The sequence below is a fragment of the Solibacillus sp. FSL R7-0668 genome (genome assembly GCF_038006205.1).
GTDB lineage: Bacteria > Bacillota > Bacilli > Bacillales_A > Planococcaceae > Solibacillus.
Genome location: NZ_JBBOUU010000001.1, coordinates 2477410 through 2492211, shown reverse-complemented (window position 1 = coordinate 2492211; position 14802 = coordinate 2477410). Strand labels below are relative to the sequence as shown.

28 protein-coding genes are annotated in these 14802 nt (G+C 39.0%); 27 read left to right on the top strand and 1 reads right to left on the bottom strand.

From position 1 onward, the window contains the following. Positions 1–7: 7 nt before the first annotated feature. Positions 8–622, bottom strand: coding sequence for a LexA family protein (locus MKX47_RS12475; RefSeq protein WP_340774623.1), 615 nt, complete (start codon positions 620–622; stop codon positions 8–10). Positions 623–786: 164 nt separating this feature from the next. On the opposite strand from MKX47_RS12475, the gene MKX47_RS12470 reads away from it, so the two are divergent. The 27 genes from MKX47_RS12470 (at position 787) to MKX47_RS12340 (ending at position 14798) form a co-directional block, all read left to right on the top strand. Continuing rightward, complete coding sequence (locus MKX47_RS12470; protein WP_340774621.1) at positions 787–1026, top strand: helix-turn-helix transcriptional regulator; 240 nt, start codon at positions 787–789, stop codon at positions 1024–1026. Between the two features lie 92 nt (positions 1027–1118). Then, positions 1119–1310, top strand: coding sequence for a hypothetical protein (locus MKX47_RS12465; RefSeq protein ID WP_340774619.1), 192 nt, complete (start codon positions 1119–1121; stop codon positions 1308–1310). Further along, a complete protein-coding gene (locus MKX47_RS12460; protein WP_340774616.1) occupies positions 1303–1485 on the top strand; it encodes a hypothetical protein in 183 nt (60 codons plus the stop codon). The genes MKX47_RS12465 and MKX47_RS12460 overlap by 8 nt, the downstream gene beginning before the upstream one ends. A 100-nt stretch (positions 1486–1585) precedes the next feature. Next, a complete protein-coding gene (locus MKX47_RS12455) occupies positions 1586–1783 on the top strand; it encodes a hypothetical protein (protein WP_340774614.1) in 198 nt (65 codons plus the stop codon). A gap of 6 nt (positions 1784–1789) precedes the next feature. Continuing rightward, positions 1790–1981: a hypothetical protein gene (locus MKX47_RS12450; protein ID WP_340774612.1), complete on the top strand. Its 192-nt coding sequence runs from the start codon at positions 1790–1792 to the stop codon at positions 1979–1981. Positions 1982–1983: 2 nt separating this feature from the next. After that, positions 1984–2190, top strand: a complete 207-nt coding sequence (locus tag MKX47_RS12445; RefSeq protein WP_340774610.1) for an IDEAL domain-containing protein — start codon at positions 1984–1986, stop codon at positions 2188–2190. A 10-nt stretch (positions 2191–2200) separates the two neighbouring features. Beyond that, on the top strand, positions 2201–2455 hold the full coding sequence (locus tag MKX47_RS12440) for a DNA-entry nuclease (RefSeq protein WP_340774608.1): 255 nt from the start codon (positions 2201–2203) through the stop codon (positions 2453–2455). A 14-nt stretch (positions 2456–2469) separates the two neighbouring features. Continuing rightward, complete coding sequence (locus tag MKX47_RS12435; protein ID WP_340774606.1) at positions 2470–2661, top strand: hypothetical protein; 192 nt, start codon at positions 2470–2472, stop codon at positions 2659–2661. Beyond that, entirely contained in the window at positions 2658–2915 is a 258-nt protein-coding gene (locus MKX47_RS12430; protein ID WP_340774604.1) for an AbrB/MazE/SpoVT family DNA-binding domain-containing protein, read from the top strand. Before MKX47_RS12435 ends, MKX47_RS12430 begins: the two co-directional genes overlap by 4 nt. A gap of 9 nt (positions 2916–2924) precedes the next feature. After that, positions 2925–3053 carry a hypothetical protein gene (locus MKX47_RS12425; RefSeq protein ID WP_340774602.1) on the top strand — a complete coding sequence of 43 codons (129 nt, stop codon included), beginning with the start codon at positions 2925–2927 and terminating at the stop codon, positions 3051–3053. Then, positions 3054–3356, top strand: coding sequence for a hypothetical protein (locus MKX47_RS12420; RefSeq protein ID WP_340774600.1), 303 nt, complete (start codon positions 3054–3056; stop codon positions 3354–3356). A gap of 83 nt (positions 3357–3439) precedes the next feature. Continuing rightward, a complete protein-coding gene (locus tag MKX47_RS12415) occupies positions 3440–3613 on the top strand; it encodes a hypothetical protein (protein WP_340774598.1) in 174 nt (57 codons plus the stop codon). Beyond that, on the top strand, positions 3613–4932 hold the full coding sequence (locus tag MKX47_RS12410) for an AAA family ATPase (RefSeq protein WP_340774596.1): 1320 nt from the start codon (positions 3613–3615) through the stop codon (positions 4930–4932). Before MKX47_RS12415 ends, MKX47_RS12410 begins: the two co-directional genes overlap by 1 nt. 14 nt (positions 4933–4946) lie before the next feature. Then, positions 4947–6047, top strand: coding sequence for an ATP-binding protein (locus MKX47_RS12405; RefSeq protein WP_340774594.1), 1101 nt, complete (start codon positions 4947–4949; stop codon positions 6045–6047). 24 nt (positions 6048–6071) lie between these two features. Further along, positions 6072–6665, top strand: coding sequence for a hypothetical protein (locus tag MKX47_RS12400; protein ID WP_340774591.1), 594 nt, complete (start codon positions 6072–6074; stop codon positions 6663–6665). 10 nt (positions 6666–6675) lie between these two features. Continuing rightward, complete coding sequence (locus tag MKX47_RS12395) at positions 6676–8253, top strand: DEAD/DEAH box helicase (RefSeq protein WP_340774589.1); 1578 nt, start codon at positions 6676–6678, stop codon at positions 8251–8253. Between the two features lie 119 nt (positions 8254–8372). After that, positions 8373–8576 (top strand): hypothetical protein, encoded by a 204-nt coding sequence (locus tag MKX47_RS12390; RefSeq protein WP_340774587.1) that lies wholly within the window; start codon positions 8373–8375, stop codon positions 8574–8576. 52 nt (positions 8577–8628) lie between these two features. Continuing rightward, a complete protein-coding gene (locus MKX47_RS12385; protein ID WP_340774585.1) occupies positions 8629–8994 on the top strand; it encodes an HNH endonuclease in 366 nt (121 codons plus the stop codon). A gap of 29 nt (positions 8995–9023) precedes the next feature. Further along, positions 9024–9260, top strand: coding sequence for a hypothetical protein (locus tag MKX47_RS12380; protein WP_340774582.1), 237 nt, complete (start codon positions 9024–9026; stop codon positions 9258–9260). 89 nt (positions 9261–9349) lie between these two features. Beyond that, positions 9350–9703 (top strand): hypothetical protein, encoded by a 354-nt coding sequence (locus MKX47_RS12375; RefSeq protein ID WP_340774579.1) that lies wholly within the window; start codon positions 9350–9352, stop codon positions 9701–9703. Next, positions 9703–10002, top strand: coding sequence for a MazG-like family protein (locus MKX47_RS12370; protein ID WP_340774578.1), 300 nt, complete (start codon positions 9703–9705; stop codon positions 10000–10002). Before MKX47_RS12375 ends, MKX47_RS12370 begins: the two co-directional genes overlap by 1 nt. A gap of 32 nt (positions 10003–10034) precedes the next feature. Continuing rightward, complete coding sequence (locus tag MKX47_RS12365; RefSeq protein WP_340774576.1) at positions 10035–12275, top strand: AAA family ATPase; 2241 nt, start codon at positions 10035–10037, stop codon at positions 12273–12275. 253 nt (positions 12276–12528) lie between these two features. Then, positions 12529–12867, top strand: a complete 339-nt coding sequence (locus MKX47_RS12360; protein ID WP_340774574.1) for a hypothetical protein — start codon at positions 12529–12531, stop codon at positions 12865–12867. Positions 12868–13042: 175 nt separating this feature from the next. Beyond that, complete coding sequence (locus tag MKX47_RS12355; protein ID WP_340774572.1) at positions 13043–13438, top strand: RusA family crossover junction endodeoxyribonuclease; 396 nt, start codon at positions 13043–13045, stop codon at positions 13436–13438. After that, positions 13439–13663 (top strand): hypothetical protein, encoded by a 225-nt coding sequence (locus MKX47_RS12350; protein WP_340774569.1) that lies wholly within the window; start codon positions 13439–13441, stop codon positions 13661–13663. It abuts the gene before it with no gap. A gap of 14 nt (positions 13664–13677) precedes the next feature. Continuing rightward, entirely contained in the window at positions 13678–14076 is a 399-nt protein-coding gene (locus MKX47_RS12345; RefSeq protein ID WP_340774566.1) for a hypothetical protein, read from the top strand. A gap of 224 nt (positions 14077–14300) precedes the next feature. Next, positions 14301–14798: a YfbU family protein gene (locus MKX47_RS12340; protein WP_340774563.1), complete on the top strand. Its 498-nt coding sequence runs from the start codon at positions 14301–14303 to the stop codon at positions 14796–14798. Positions 14799–14802: the final 4 nt, after the last annotated feature.

The window sequence follows — 14802 nt, the reverse complement described above, 5'->3', positions numbered from 1 at the left end:
GCGCTAATTAATCAAAATCCATTATTGCTCTTACTATTTTTCCTATGATTCGTGCTGGATTACTTTCAGTGACAACAATCGGCTCATGGGCTGGGTTGTCGGGCATTAGTAATATGGTGTCGCCCTGTTTCTTCACTCTCTTTAAAGTTGCTTCCTCATCACCGTTTACTAATACGGCTGCCAATTCACCATTTTCTACATCTGATTGTGCCCTTACAAGTACCTTAGATCCGTTTGCAATAGTAGGTTCCATACTGTCACCTTTAGCGATTAAAGCGAAAATTTCACCTTTAGGCAGAAAATCAGCAAACTCATAAGTATATCCTTCAATGTTTTGCACAGCAGTGATCGGATCTCCGCAGGCTATTTTCCCAATGATAGGAACTTGTACTATGTTTGGTTGTAAAGGGATTATGTTTGATGGAATCTCTACATCAAAGAAATGTGAAATTGGAACATTAAACAATTCTGACATTATCGTTAGTTTATCCATCATTGGTTTATTTGCATCTCTCTCCCATGCTGATACAGCGGTAGATACTACATTAAGTTTATTGGCTAGTTCACTCTGCGTAAGCCCTTTTTCTTTTCTTAAGGCCTTTATTTTTTGTCCAACACTCAAAATGATTTCACCTCCTTATATTTTCATTGTACAGTTAATCTGTAATTTTGTACAGTAAAACTGAAACTTTTGATTCAAATACTTTTAAAAATACAGATTATCTGTTTTTATCACTTGTAACTACAGAAATTCTGTAGTATTCTATTTTCAGGAGGTGAGCTACTATGCGATATACATTGGAGCAAGCTAGAATTTTAGCAGGTTTAACTCAAATTGAAATGGCAGAGAAAATGAACATGTCAGAAAAAACGTATATTCAATATGAAAAGTATCGACGAATTTTACGCATGGATCAGGGATATGAATTTGCCAAAAATGTTAATGTCCCATTTGATAGTATTATTTTTTTTGCGGGTCAAGTACAGAAATTCTGTAGTTTTAACGAATTAACATGCACGATTTAATCAAAAGTGTCTTTACATCATTCCCATCAACGGGGCGCAAGGAAATGGACTAGAAATACCTTGCATGCATCAAAAGGAAAGGAGCAATTTTCATGCTAGAAAAAACCATCAATATGGAACTGGTTAAAATGCGCGCGTTCTTGCCGGAAAAATTATCAGAACTATCACGTGTTAACGAATCGTTGGCAATGCAGCTCTTACGTGAGTGGGGTGATGGTAAAAAGAATTTGCGAGAATTGTGGGCAGCGGTGCATGACGGATTGGGGAGTAAAGCATATGAGTAACTTCACACTTGAGGAAAATATGCAATTAAGTACTTATTTAAAAGTCATGTTAAATAAGAACGAACAACATTTCGGTGCAGATTACGCAATGAAGTTGAATGAGGAGTTAGAGCTTATCATCGCGAAGCTTGAAGCCCAAGGAATTTCATTGCTCAAAAAGGGGGCAATCAGTTGAAAATCAACTTAAACCAATGGCGCAGCATGTCAGCGGACGAACGGGTCAAGTTATTAATGGAATACGTTCCAGATGCAATGAAAAGTGTGGTGAAAGAAAGATGATTCATTTCGAAGTTGAGGGGCAAGCTTCAGTTGAGCACGATCCAGTGTTAATTGATGCCCTGGTTAAGCTATATCACCAAAAAGCCCCGTCATCACATTGGGAAGGTTACCAAGAGGGTATGCAAGCGGGCATACGTTACGCGTTGTTAGCTCTTAATGTAAAAATTGATGGCATTAATGCCGAGAGGGGGTGAAATTAAGTGAAGAAAAGCACGCTTATTTTAGTAGCAAGTTTAACGGCTTTACTCGCTGCTTGCGAAGAGCAAGAAATTTACTACAAAGGCCAACTACGTCCAGTAAGTGAAGTCGAAGAAATTATTGCAGACGAGCTTGAAGTTGAAAATCCAGAGTTTGACCTTGAAGTGAAAATTTATGAGGAAAGCGAGGATTAAACATGGATTCATTTAAGGCTTTCATTTTATCAACAGTACGAACTATTGCAGTAGAATATCACGGCTATGTGGAAGAAGACGGCATATTTTTAGCCCCAGATACTGTTAAGTTGGTGGCTGAAATGGAAGAAGCTAACCGTCAACATTTAATTGATCAGTCGTTAGTAACAGGCAATAAGGATCTGTTTATGCAGCTGACAAAGGGGTGAATGTGGATTTATGGAAGTAATCGACCAAGATATCACTTATGACAGATTCGGTCGCATGCAATTTCATCCAGACTTTCATTTTTCACATGGTAAGTCATTTACCGAATCTGATTTAGAGTACATTTGCAAATTTTATGAAATTGATGAAATTAGGACAATATCATTTGCTATCGGAAAAACAGAACATACCATTCGTACAAAAGTGTTCGATTTACGCAAACGCGGTTTATATGATTTTTATAAAAACCTTAATAAAAATTGGTAAAGGTGGTTAACGAGGTGTTTCATGCAATTGGACAAGAAACTCAAACTGTCTATGCAAGTGGTAGTCGTGCAGAATGCATTAGGGTATTAAACGGAAAGTTCCCTTCATACTTGTACAAAAAGTGTAATTTGAAAGTTTCAAAGGGAGCGTTAGGTTCAACGATTTTACCTGAACCAATAAAAATAAAAAAGGAGAGAAAACAATGAAATCAACAGGTATCGTACGCAAAGTTGACGAGCTAGGACGTGTGGTTTTACCAATCGAATTACGCCGTAATTTGGGAATTGCAGAAAAGGACGGTTTAGAAATTTTCATCAATGACAACCAAATCGTTCTGCAAAAATATCAACCGGACACGGAAAAGCAGGAAGTGATTAATGTATTAAAAGAGCTTGTGGATAATGTGAAAAGTCCTCACGAGGCCGAGGCGATTGCACGCGCTATCAAATTAATTAAGTGAGGTGATTTTATGAATGACGCGTTACTGGATTGGCTAGGGGATGTATTTGTTGATAACGGTTTTATAAGTAAAGGGTGGGAATTCCATCAGTTTGTCCGTGATTTTCAATTAGGTCTTATCGGAATCGAGGTGAAGTGAATGGATGCACGTACAGCGCTTAACGAGTACAAGGAAAAGGGCGAGCGCGTTGATGAAGTATTGTTTCATATCGTCAATGAGGAGCTTAATAGATTGCATGCAGAAATTGAACAAATTCATAAGAGTAGCATTTTTCAAGCGTTAGCAAAAATTTATGATTTAAGCTTCCAAAACAATGTATTACGTGAAGCGCTTCAGTTTTATGCAAATGAAAACAATCATTTTGTAGTTGATATGCATGCACGTTCATCAGTACATGCGGACGGTGGATTTATCGCACGCCGAGCCCTACAACAAAAATAAGAGCCCTTACCGTTGCACCGGTTTAGGCTCTCAAAATAACAAATTTCAAAGCCATTATACCACGAAAAGAGGTGTTAATGACAATGGCTGAAAAAGAAGTTGAAACTGTAACGATTCCAAAAAGTAGACTCATTGAATTGTTAGATACTTTGAAAGAAATTGAGTCGATTACTAATGGATTGACTAGCTTCAATCCTACTTATGAAAAAATTCATGCCTTAGCACGACAGGGGTTAAAAATACGAGGAGGACAATAATGACAATTAAGATTAATAAGCTTCAAATCGAAAACGTGAAGCGTGTAAAAGCTGTAAAAATTGAGCCAACACAAAACGGGTTAACGATTGTTGGTGGTAATAATGGCCAAGGGAAAACAAGTGTGTTAGATGCAATCGCATGGGCGCTAGGCGGCAATAAATATAAGCCATCACAGGCAACGCGTGAAGGTTCTCTCATTCCGCCAAATTTACAAATTACGTTATCGAATGGCTTAATCGTCGAGCGTAAAGGTAAGAATTCAGATTTAAAAGTTACGGATCCAAATGGACAAAAGGCTGGTCAACAGCTCCTTGATAGTTTCGTAGAAGAGTTGGCCATTAATTTACCTAAATTTATGAATTCTACAAGCAAAGAAAAGGCGAATATTCTCCTTCAAATTATTGGTGTAGGTCAGCAATTACATCAATTAGAACAACAGGAAAAAGAGTTCTATAACGAGCGTCTCGCTATTGGACGTATTGCCGACCAAAAGAAAAAATTCGCACTAGAGCAGCCGTATTTTCCAGATGTACCGAAAGAGCCTGTTTCTATTTCTGAATTGCTTCAGCAACAACAGGCAATTCTAGCCCGCAACGGTGAAAATCAACGTAAACGTGAGCAACTTGCAAATTACGAACGTCAGTATACGTTCCAGGCGCAGGAGGTTGAACGATTAAAGCAACAGTTGGCTAATGCTGAAATGGCTCTATCGAAGACGGCACAAGATTTGGAGATTGCTAAAAAAACAGCGCTCGATTTATTTGATGAATCAACGGAAGAACTTGAAGCAAATATCCAAGAAAACGATGAGATTAATCGTCGTGTACGTGCAAATCTTGATAAAGATAAAGCTGAAATGGATGCGCAAGAGTACGTAAAGCAGTACGACTTATTAACGGCAAGTATTGAGGAAGTACGACACCAAAAGTCAGAACTTTTAAGTAATGCAGATTTACCACTACCAGGATTATCAGTTGCTGAAGGTGATCTTCTTTATAACGGCCAACGTTGGGATAACATGTCGGGCGCAGAACAGTTAAAAGTATCGACAGCAATTGTCCGTAAGCTCAAGCCGGATTGTGGCTTCATTTTATTGGACAAGCTTGAGCAAATGGATATGGCGACATTACAGGAGTTTGGTCAATGGCTGGAGCAAGAGGGCTTACAAGCAATCGCAACACGTGTAAGCACTGGGGAAGAATGCAGCATCATTATTGAAGATGGCTATGTAGCTGGTCAAAATAGCACAGCATTCACTGAGCCAATGCAACAAGCACCAGTTATAGAATCACCTAAATGGACACCAGGTGAATTTTAAAAGGAGGATTATCAATGAATATTACGCGAGGTAAAGTTGCCACTGCGCAAAAAGTTGTTTTATACGGGCCTGAGGGTATTGGAAAATCCTCATTAGCGGCTCAATTTCCGGAACCTGGCTTTATCGATACTGAAGGTAGTACTGGAAATATGGATGTAGCTCGATTTGACAAGCCGACAAGTTGGTCGTTTATGTTGCAACAGCTTGATTACGTAAAGCAAAATCGACCATTTAAAACTTTAGTAATTGATACAGTCGATTGGGCGGAACGCATGGCAATTGAACATATTTGTAATATCAATCAAAAAACAAGTATTGAAGATTTCGGCTATGGTTCGGGTTATATCAAATTAGAAGAGGAAATGGGCCGCTTCCTTAACTTATTACAAGACATCGTAGACCAAGGTATTAACATCGTTTTAACTGCTCACGCACAAATTCGTAAATTTGAGCAGCCCGACGAAATGGGCGCGTATGATCGTTACGAATTGAAGCTCGGTAAAAAGACGTCAGCACGTACATCATCACTAGTAAAAGAATGGGCTGATATGGTTCTTTTCATTAATTACAAAACGTACAGCGTGGCTACAGACGATAAAGGGCGCAAGCATAAAGCGCAAGGTGGTACACGCACAATGTATACAACGCATCACCCAGCTTGGGACGCTAAAAATCGTCATGGTTTACCAGATGAGTTGCCATTAGATTATGCACAAATTGCCCATATTTTTGAGGTGAATGTGCAACAGCAACAACCGGCACAAGTAACACAAACGTGGTCTTCATTACCACCGGTACATGTAGAGCAGCCACAACAAACAGTTCCACAACCGGTTCCAGAACAACAAGCACCAACGCAATCGGAGCCACCTGTTCAGCAACCACAACCGGTGCAATTAAATCCAGCTATTCCAAAAGCATTACAGGATTTAATGATTCCGAATAATGTATCTGAAGCAGAGATTCAAGCGGTGGTTAGCAATAAAGGCTATTACCCAATGGGCACACCAATCATGAATTATGATCCAGGCTTTATTGATGGTGTATTAGTGGCTGCATGGCAGCAAGTATACGGAATGGTATTAGAGCTTCGTGAAGCAAATCTACCATTTTAATAAAATTTTAGGAGGAAAACAAAAATGAATGAACGCGAATTAGGTTGGGAAGACGAAATTGAAAAGGATGGTAGTGACTTTATACTGCTCCCTGAAGGAGATTACGATTTTACAGTTGCTAAATTTGAACGTGCTCGCTTCCAAGGAAGTGTGAAAATGCCAGCTTGTAACCAAGCAAAATTAGAACTGACAGTACATTCACCCGAGCACGGTGACGTTACAATTTTTCACAATTTATTCCTGCATACAAAAACAGAGGGATTACTTTCTAACTTCTTTGCAGGAATTGGTCAAAAGAAAAAAGGTGAGAAGTTACGCATGAATTGGAATGCTGTCATCGGCGCAAAAGGACGGTTGAAGCTTGAAATCAATCGTTATATGGGGAAAGACAATACAGAAAAAACGAACAATCAAGTCGGTAAGTTTTATTCTGCTGAAGACATGGTAGGTCAAGGTCAGCCATCTCAACAACCAGTGCAACAGTCTCCACAATATCAGCAAGCGCCACCTCAGCAGCAGTATCAGCAACAACCAATGCAACAACAGCAGTATCAACAGCCATTTCCAACAAATCCACCACAACAAGGTGGCGGCGGATTTACACCAGGACAGTTTTAGGAGGTAGGTTATGCAGTTACGTGATTATCAAGAAGAGGCACGTGAAGCCATTCATGGACAATGGGCAGAGGGCGTCAAAAAGACGCTCCTTGTCCTACCTACTGGGTGTGGTAAAACTATCGTATTTAGTAAGGTTATTGAAGATCGTGTGAAATTAGGCGAGCGCGTTCTTGTATTGGCGCATCGAGGAGAGTTACTCGAGCAAGCAGCAGATAAGTTAGAGAAATCAACCGGACTTAAAACAGCTACAGAAAAAGCACAAGAAACGTCTATTGGCAGTTGGTTCCGTGTTGTGGTGGGTAGTGTGCAGACAATGATGCGTGAAAGCCGATTAGAGCGCTTTCCAAAGGATTTCTTTGACACAATTATCATTGACGAAGCTCATCATTGTATTTCAGATAGCTATCAACGCATATTGAATTATTTTGATCAAGCTAATGTTCTAGGTGTAACAGCTACACCAGACCGAGGCGATATGAAAAATTTAGGTACAGTATTTGAAAGTTTAGCTTTTGAGTACACCTTACCAAAGGCAATCAAAAGTGGCTATTTAAGTCCGATTAAGGCACTAACAATTCCACTGAAATTAGATTTATCTGGAGTCGGACAGCAAGCAGGTGATTTTAGTACAAGTCAATTAGGTTCAGCGCTAGATCCATACCTAGAATCCATCGCAGATGAAATGATACGAGTTGCGAAAGACCGTAAAATTGTCGTCTTTCTTCCATTAGTAAAGACGAGCCAGAAGTTCACAGAAATTTTGAATCAAAAAGGTTTCCGTGCAGCTGAGGTAAATGGTGAATCCAAGGACCGTGCAGAAATACTTGAAGATTTTGATAATGATAAATATAACGTGCTTTGTAATTCTATGCTACTCACTGAAGGCTGGGATTGTCCTTCTGTTGATTGTGTTGTTGTATTACGACCAACAAAAGTACGAGCATTATATAGCCAGATGGTTGGGCGTGGTACCCGGTTACATCCTGGTAAAGAAGATTTATTATTGCTCGATTTCCTATGGCATACAGAGCGCCATGAATTATGTCATCCTGCCCATTTAATTGCACAAAATGATGAAGTGGCTAAATTGATGACGAAGCAAATTGAAGAAGCTGGCATCCCCTTAGATTTAGAAGTTGTCGAGCAACAAGCTGCTGAAGATGCAGTTGCTCAACGTGAGGAAGCATTAGCAAAGCAACTAGCTGAAATGAAGAAGCGAAAACGTGCTTTAGTAGACCCTTTGCAATTCGAAATGAGCATCCAAGCAGAAGACTTAGCCAATTACGTTCCTTCATTTGGTTGGGAAATGGGACCAGCGAGCGATCAGCAAATTAAGAAGCTGGAGAAAATGGGCATTTTCCCTGACCAAATTGATAATGCCGGTAAAGCAAGTAAATTATTAGACCGCATTGAAAAGCGTCGTGAACAAGGGCTTACTACACCAAAACAAATTCGTTTCTTAGAAAGCCGTGGCTTCAATCATGTAGGAACGTGGTCATTTGATAATGCTAAGTGTTTAATTGACCGCATTGCCGCAAACGGTTGGCGCATTCCAGATGGGATTAATCCTGCTGAGTACAAAGGATAGGATAAAAATGGCTGCACTTTTTATCATGCAGCCATTTTTATCGGTCCAAAATGCGGCTCAAGCGGCTTAATTGCGGTCCAAATTAATAAACTTTTCAGCAAAGTAAAGGAGAATTAACGATGCCAAAAATCAAAGTTGAAGGTACAGCTACTTTAAAAGTAAATTACTCTGTTTCAGTTAATTATACCGAAGAACAATGGGAAGCTTTAAGTTGGAAAAAGCAAAATGAAATATTAGATGCAGCCATTGATTGGTCAGATGCTTGTCGTAATGCAGATGTTGATGATATTGACGTTGACGATTATTTTAAAGTTGAAGAATAAGCATTTTGTTCATTATAGAACAATTTTTTGTAGGAAGGGGAGGTGCTAATGGATGGCGATGAATAAAAAGAGACAAGCAATTTGGGACAAGTCGAACGGGCATTGTTGGTATTGCGGTTGTCAATTAGGTGAAAAAGGTTGGCATGCTGATCATTTCGAGCCAGTAGTGAGAAATTTAGTTACAGGTAAACCTCATTTCCCGGAGCGAGATAACGAAGGCAATCTAGTTCCAGCATGTGCATCTTGTAATATTAACAAGCATTCAATGCCTTTAGAATCCTGGAGAAAGATTATTGCTGGGTATGTGGTTAGTTTAAATCGCGATTCCACGCAATATAAAGTTGCCAAGCGGTACGGATTAATTCAAGAAAAAGAGGTTGAGGTTAAATTTTGGTATGAACTGAATGGATTATATTGAACAATTATACGTAGAAAGGAAGAATAAAAATGAATGATTGGACACCGATAAATGAAAAATCACCACCGCTCGGGGAATGTATTATATGCACGGTACAAGATCATATTAGAGGTCGTTTAGAATTAAGATACCCTGTTTATTATATACAAATGCCTTATGCCGAGGGATATGCATTTCATTTTGGAGAGATTGGCAATATCTTGTTACCTGATGTAAGTGAGGTATTGGCATGGATGCCTATGCCAACGGTATATCAAAACGATTAATAAAAGCAATGCGCTTGGATGTACGAGCTTAGGTCTATTAAACACAATGAACATTATGAGTAGTAAATAAAATTGTGGAGGTAGAGACTATGAAAGAGTTGGCGGAATATCGAAATCACCATGAATGGCTTGCAATCGCTAAAAATAACGGCATACCAACAACAACATTTTTAGTTCGTGTTAAATCTTTGAAATGGGATTACAAACGCGCAGCTACTCAAAGTGTTATGCCAAAGCGAAGTTATAAAAATGTCGAATACGCATTATACAAGGGTGATAATTTGCTAGCAATTGGCTCCCTCGAAGATATCGCAGAACAGACAGGTAAAACGATGGGGGCGCTGAAATTTATGCGCACACCATCATATGAACGAAAAGTTGAAAATAGTAAAAATGCCATGATCTTAGAAATCTTGGAAAATGACGAGGAGGAAATAAGTTAATGGATAAATTAGTATCACAAGTCGGGCAATGGTCAATCGAGAAAGGTTTACACCAAGCTGATTCCAGTAAACAATTTTTAAAAGTAACAGAGGAAGTTGGTGAGGTTGCAGCTGCATTGGCTCGCAATGACAAAGATGCATTAAAAGATGGAATCGGTGATGTGGTTGTAACACTAATCATTCTTGCACAACAAAATAATCTAACGTTACATGAATGCTTGCAATGCGCTTACGACGAAATTAAGGGGCGCACTGGTCAAATGGTCAATGGCGTATTCGTTAAATCAAGCGATTTATAAGCAATTAACGCAAGGGAAAGTTGGTGAGTTATTTGGAAAATAAAATGGATTTAATTCCTCTTCTTAAATATATAGATCCTGCAATGCTCGATTATCAGGAATGGCTAAATGTCGGTATGGCTCTCAAAACAGAGGGCTATACCGCAGCTGATTGGGATAGCTGGAGTGTTTCAGATAGCCGTTATAAAACGGGCGAATGCTTCAAAAAATGGACAACATTCGAGGGTAATGGCATTACCGGTGCAACTATTACGCAAATGGCCAAGGATAACGGATGGCAGCCAAAGTATTTAAGCGATGAAAATGCTCATGAGCTTGATTGGAATGATGAAATCAGTGCAGATGCAGATTATAAGTTCATTGATAAAAACTGGATTGAAGGCAAGGAAATTGTTGAACCGGTTCATTGGAATCCCGTTAGTGAAATTACCCGTTATTTAGAAGCGCTGTTCCAGTCTACTGACAACGTGGGCTATGTAACTGAAACGTATGCAATAACAGATGAGGAAACTGGCGAAAGTATTTATAAGCCAACAAAAGGGGCTTCGGACAGAACGGCTGGGCAGTTAATTGAGGCATTAAATAAATGTGAAGGTGATATCGGTTCTGTCCTTGGTGACTATAAAGAGGAAGCCGGCGCCTGGATCCGTTTCAATCCTTTAGATGGAAAAGGCGTGAAAAATGAGAACGTATCCGATTTTCGGTATGCATTAGTTGAATCTGACAATATGGCCATTGATAAACAGAATGCAATTTTACGAGAATTAGAGCTACCTATTGCTGTACTCGTCCACAGTGGAAAACGTAGTATTCACGCAATCGTGCGTGTAGATGCTCCGAATTATGACGAATATCGTAAACGAGTGGACTATTTATATAACGTGTGTAAAAAGAATGGTCTGAGCTTAGATAATCAAAATCGAAATCCTTCTCGATTAAGTCGTTTGCCTGGTATTGTTCGCAACGGTAAAAAGCAGTTCATCATTGATACGAATATTGGTAAAGCCGACTGGGAAGAGTGGCACGAATGGATTGAGGATTTAAACGATGACTTACCAGATATCGAGAGCCTAGAGGATGTATTTGAAAATTTACCTGAGCTTTCACCACCAATTATTGAAGGCATTCTTCGACAAGGCCACAAGATGTTAATTGCTGGACCATCAAAAGCGGGCAAATCCTTCTCGCTTATTGCTTTATCAATTGCCATAGCTGAGGGCGTTAAGTGGCTGAATTGGCAATGTACACAAGGCAGAGTATTATACGTCAACCTTGAGCTAGATCGCCCAAGTGCTTTGCATCGATTCAAAGATGTATACCAGGCGATGGGCTTACGACCAAATAATATTCGCAATATCGATATTTGGAACTTGCGTGGGAAGGTAGTACCAATGGACAAACTTGCTCCTAAGTTAATCCGTCGCGCGCAGAAAAAAGGCTTTACTGCTGTAATCATTGACCCGATTTATAAAGTTTTAACAGGCGATGAAAACAGTGCAGAGCAAATGGCCCATTTCACGAATCAATTCGACAAAGTTGCAACAGAGTTAGGCGCTAGCGTTATATATTGTCACCATCATTCTAAAGGTGGGCAGGGCGGTAAAAAATCGATGGACCGTTCTTCTGGTTCAGGTGTATTTGCACGAGACCCAGACGCGATTATTGATTTAGTAGAGCTAGAATTAAGTGAAGATATTTTAAAGCAGCAGGCTGAAAAAGTAACATGCGAGGTTTATAGCAATGCGATTAAGCAAGTGAATTTCAATTATTTTGACGAGAATGTTGGGCCAGATGATGAGCAGAGCGTTTCCCAAATGTATACTCATGCGAAACGTATTTTAACAGATCCAGCGATTGCAGCACGAGCCGAAGCCGAAATTAGTCGAGCCGTCCAAACAATCAATATGCGTTCAGCTTGGCGCGTGGAGGGTACGCTACGTGAATATCCAAAGTTTGAAGCTGTTAATATGTGGTTCCAGTATCCGGTGCATCGGATTGATGAAACGGGCATCTTGAAAGATATTAAGCTAGATGAGCCAAGCAAACCGAGCTGGAAACAAAATTTTGACAAGAAGAAGTCACCTGAAGAAGCCAAAAAAGCACGTAATGATGCAGTCGATGCAGCCTATGAAGCTTGCAGTATAGATGAAGAAATTACCATAAAGGCAATGGCAGAATATATGGGGATAACAGAAAGGACCGTTCGAAATCGAATTAAAGAGCACGGGGAATTCGATATTAATGAAGGGAACGTTACAAGGAAGGAAAAGTAGTTTTATCGAGAATTTCCTTTCCATACTAAACAAGTAGGTAATAATCCGTTTTCATAGGGAAAGAAGGAAAAAGTCGATTTCATTTCACAGGGAAAAAGTCGGTAAATTTCCTTCATTTCCTTCAATCCTTACTAACTCACTAAGGTAGGGAAATTCTCGGGAAATTCTCGACAATTTCACAGGGAAACAGGGTAATATTATCTCCTATAATATTAGAATTTCCCTAATCGGTAAATCGTAGAGAAAAAAAGTGGTGGGCTTAAGCTTTGCCCGCCACACCATTTTTCTCTTACCTACGATAGGCGCGCGTAAAAAAATAAAAAAAGAAGGGAATGCAAAAATGGTAAGAAAAAATAGAAAGCCGAAAAATAGAAATGCAAAATTAATGACTGCTGCAAATATGCCACCTTTATACCACACATTACCAAGTGAAGAATTCAACCGTGGTAAAAGTGAAGTGCTAAAGTGGTTAGCCGAAAGACCGGCATTGATTGAATATGTTTATGATCAGGCTAAGAACAAAGGTGAAATTATTTACGATGCAACTACAGGAAAATGGCAGGGCGTCTATTGGGAGGATGATGATGAGTGAGAAATAAATATCCTGGTTATTGCTACAGATGCGGAACTTTTGTTGAAAAGGGCGAAGGGCATTTCGAAAGAAGTTACGGTTCATGGCGATTACAACATGCAGATTGTGCAATTAAATATCGTGGCACTAAGGTACAAGGGATTGGAACAAGACCCGTTGCTAATGAGGTGAGTAAATGACGATTGAATTTTTTATGCCAATGAAACCACCAACTACTACGCACCAGCAAAAGCAAGTGACTGTTCGAAATGGTAAGCCGGCATTTTATGAGCCAGAAGAATTAAAGGCAGCACGTGCAAAGTTAATGGGACACCTTGGCCAACATACACCAGCTTTAAAATATAATTCGACTTTACGTTTAATGGTGAAGTGGTGTTTTCCTATTACTGCGGATCACCATGATGGCGAATACAAATATACGAAGCCTGATACCGACAACCTTCAAAAATTGTTAAAGGATTGCATGACAGATTGTGGATACTGGGAAGATGATGCTTTAGTAGCTTCTGAGATTGTCGAAAAGTTTTGGGCAAAGATTCCCGGCATCTATATTCGAATTGAGGCGATTTGATTGGACTATCGTACTTTTTTTAATGAAGTCGCTACATGGATTGAACAATGTAACCAGATGGCCATGCAGCATTCAATGGAGAGCCAAGTATTTTGGAAGTGGGTTTCGGATTCGATTGGAGAGCTTTCAAAAAAATACGGCAACAATCAATTGGTTAATAAGCAGTTGGTGATGCTGTTCCTATGGCTGGAAGATGTTTATGCAGATACGAAGAAAACACAGTAAAGGGCGGTGAAGAAATGACGCGTTTCAAGTGGGTAGATGATTATTGCGGATTAGAGCAAGAAGTTGATGAAATTGAATTCGAATTAGAACGAAGCAAAAAAGAATTAAGTCGATGGCTGAATGTAAATGATCTAGGCGGGTACTCTTTAACACCTGAAAGTAGAGGTGCTAAGGTTGAAGAAATTATTGAAGGATTAGAATATAAGCTTGCGTACAAGATGAATGAGATGGATGATTTTAAAAAGTCTGTGAGCAAATTCAAAGGGCTGGATAATCAAATATTATACTTGAGATACATTGAACAAAAATCATTTGATGACATTGCAGACCAAACGGGATACGCAAAAGGGACAATTTACAATAGACATGCGGCACTGATGAAAACTATCAAATATTTCTCTGAGATTTTTTAATTTCACTTTAATTAAATCAAAATGAAATTAATGAACCTATTGCAAATCCGTTATATGATGTTAGTGTGATAGTTTTGCAGAGAGCTATCGCGGGGCATTTTGAATAACCTCCTTTCGCATGAGGCTACATTCTTAATTGAGTGTGGTCTTTTGTTATGTCAAAATTGTATGATGTTCTTTACCTTCCATTTATCTTACAATATTAACGGATGGGAGGTGAGGAAATGAATGATGAACAAAGATTATTATTGTTAAATCAATATGACATACTTTCGAAATTAGATCCTGAAGATAACTACTATTCGAAATGTAGGGATATTTTAGCGAATGGATATGAAGTTTTATATTCAGAGATTAGCAATCGTTTATCGGAACCTATGAGTAGTGAACAAGGGGGTTTTGTGATTGATGTACTTCAAATGTATAGGGTTTTAAATACTTCATATGAACAACTTGAAGATAAAGAGAATATTACAGATTTCGACGTTGCTTTCAAAGGGTTCGATGGAAATGAAGAAGGAAAATATTATTCTTTCGCACAATTCTTTTTAGATGACTATAACCGTTTCGGAGAATTAAAAGAAAACGAATCTTTTAGTTATAACTCTCATAGCAACAGAGTGGAAAAGTATAGTCGAATGGTGATGTTATGGAAAGATACTGCAGACAGATATAATGATAACTTAACTGCAGAAGAAATAAAAAGTATAATAAACGCTTAAAGTT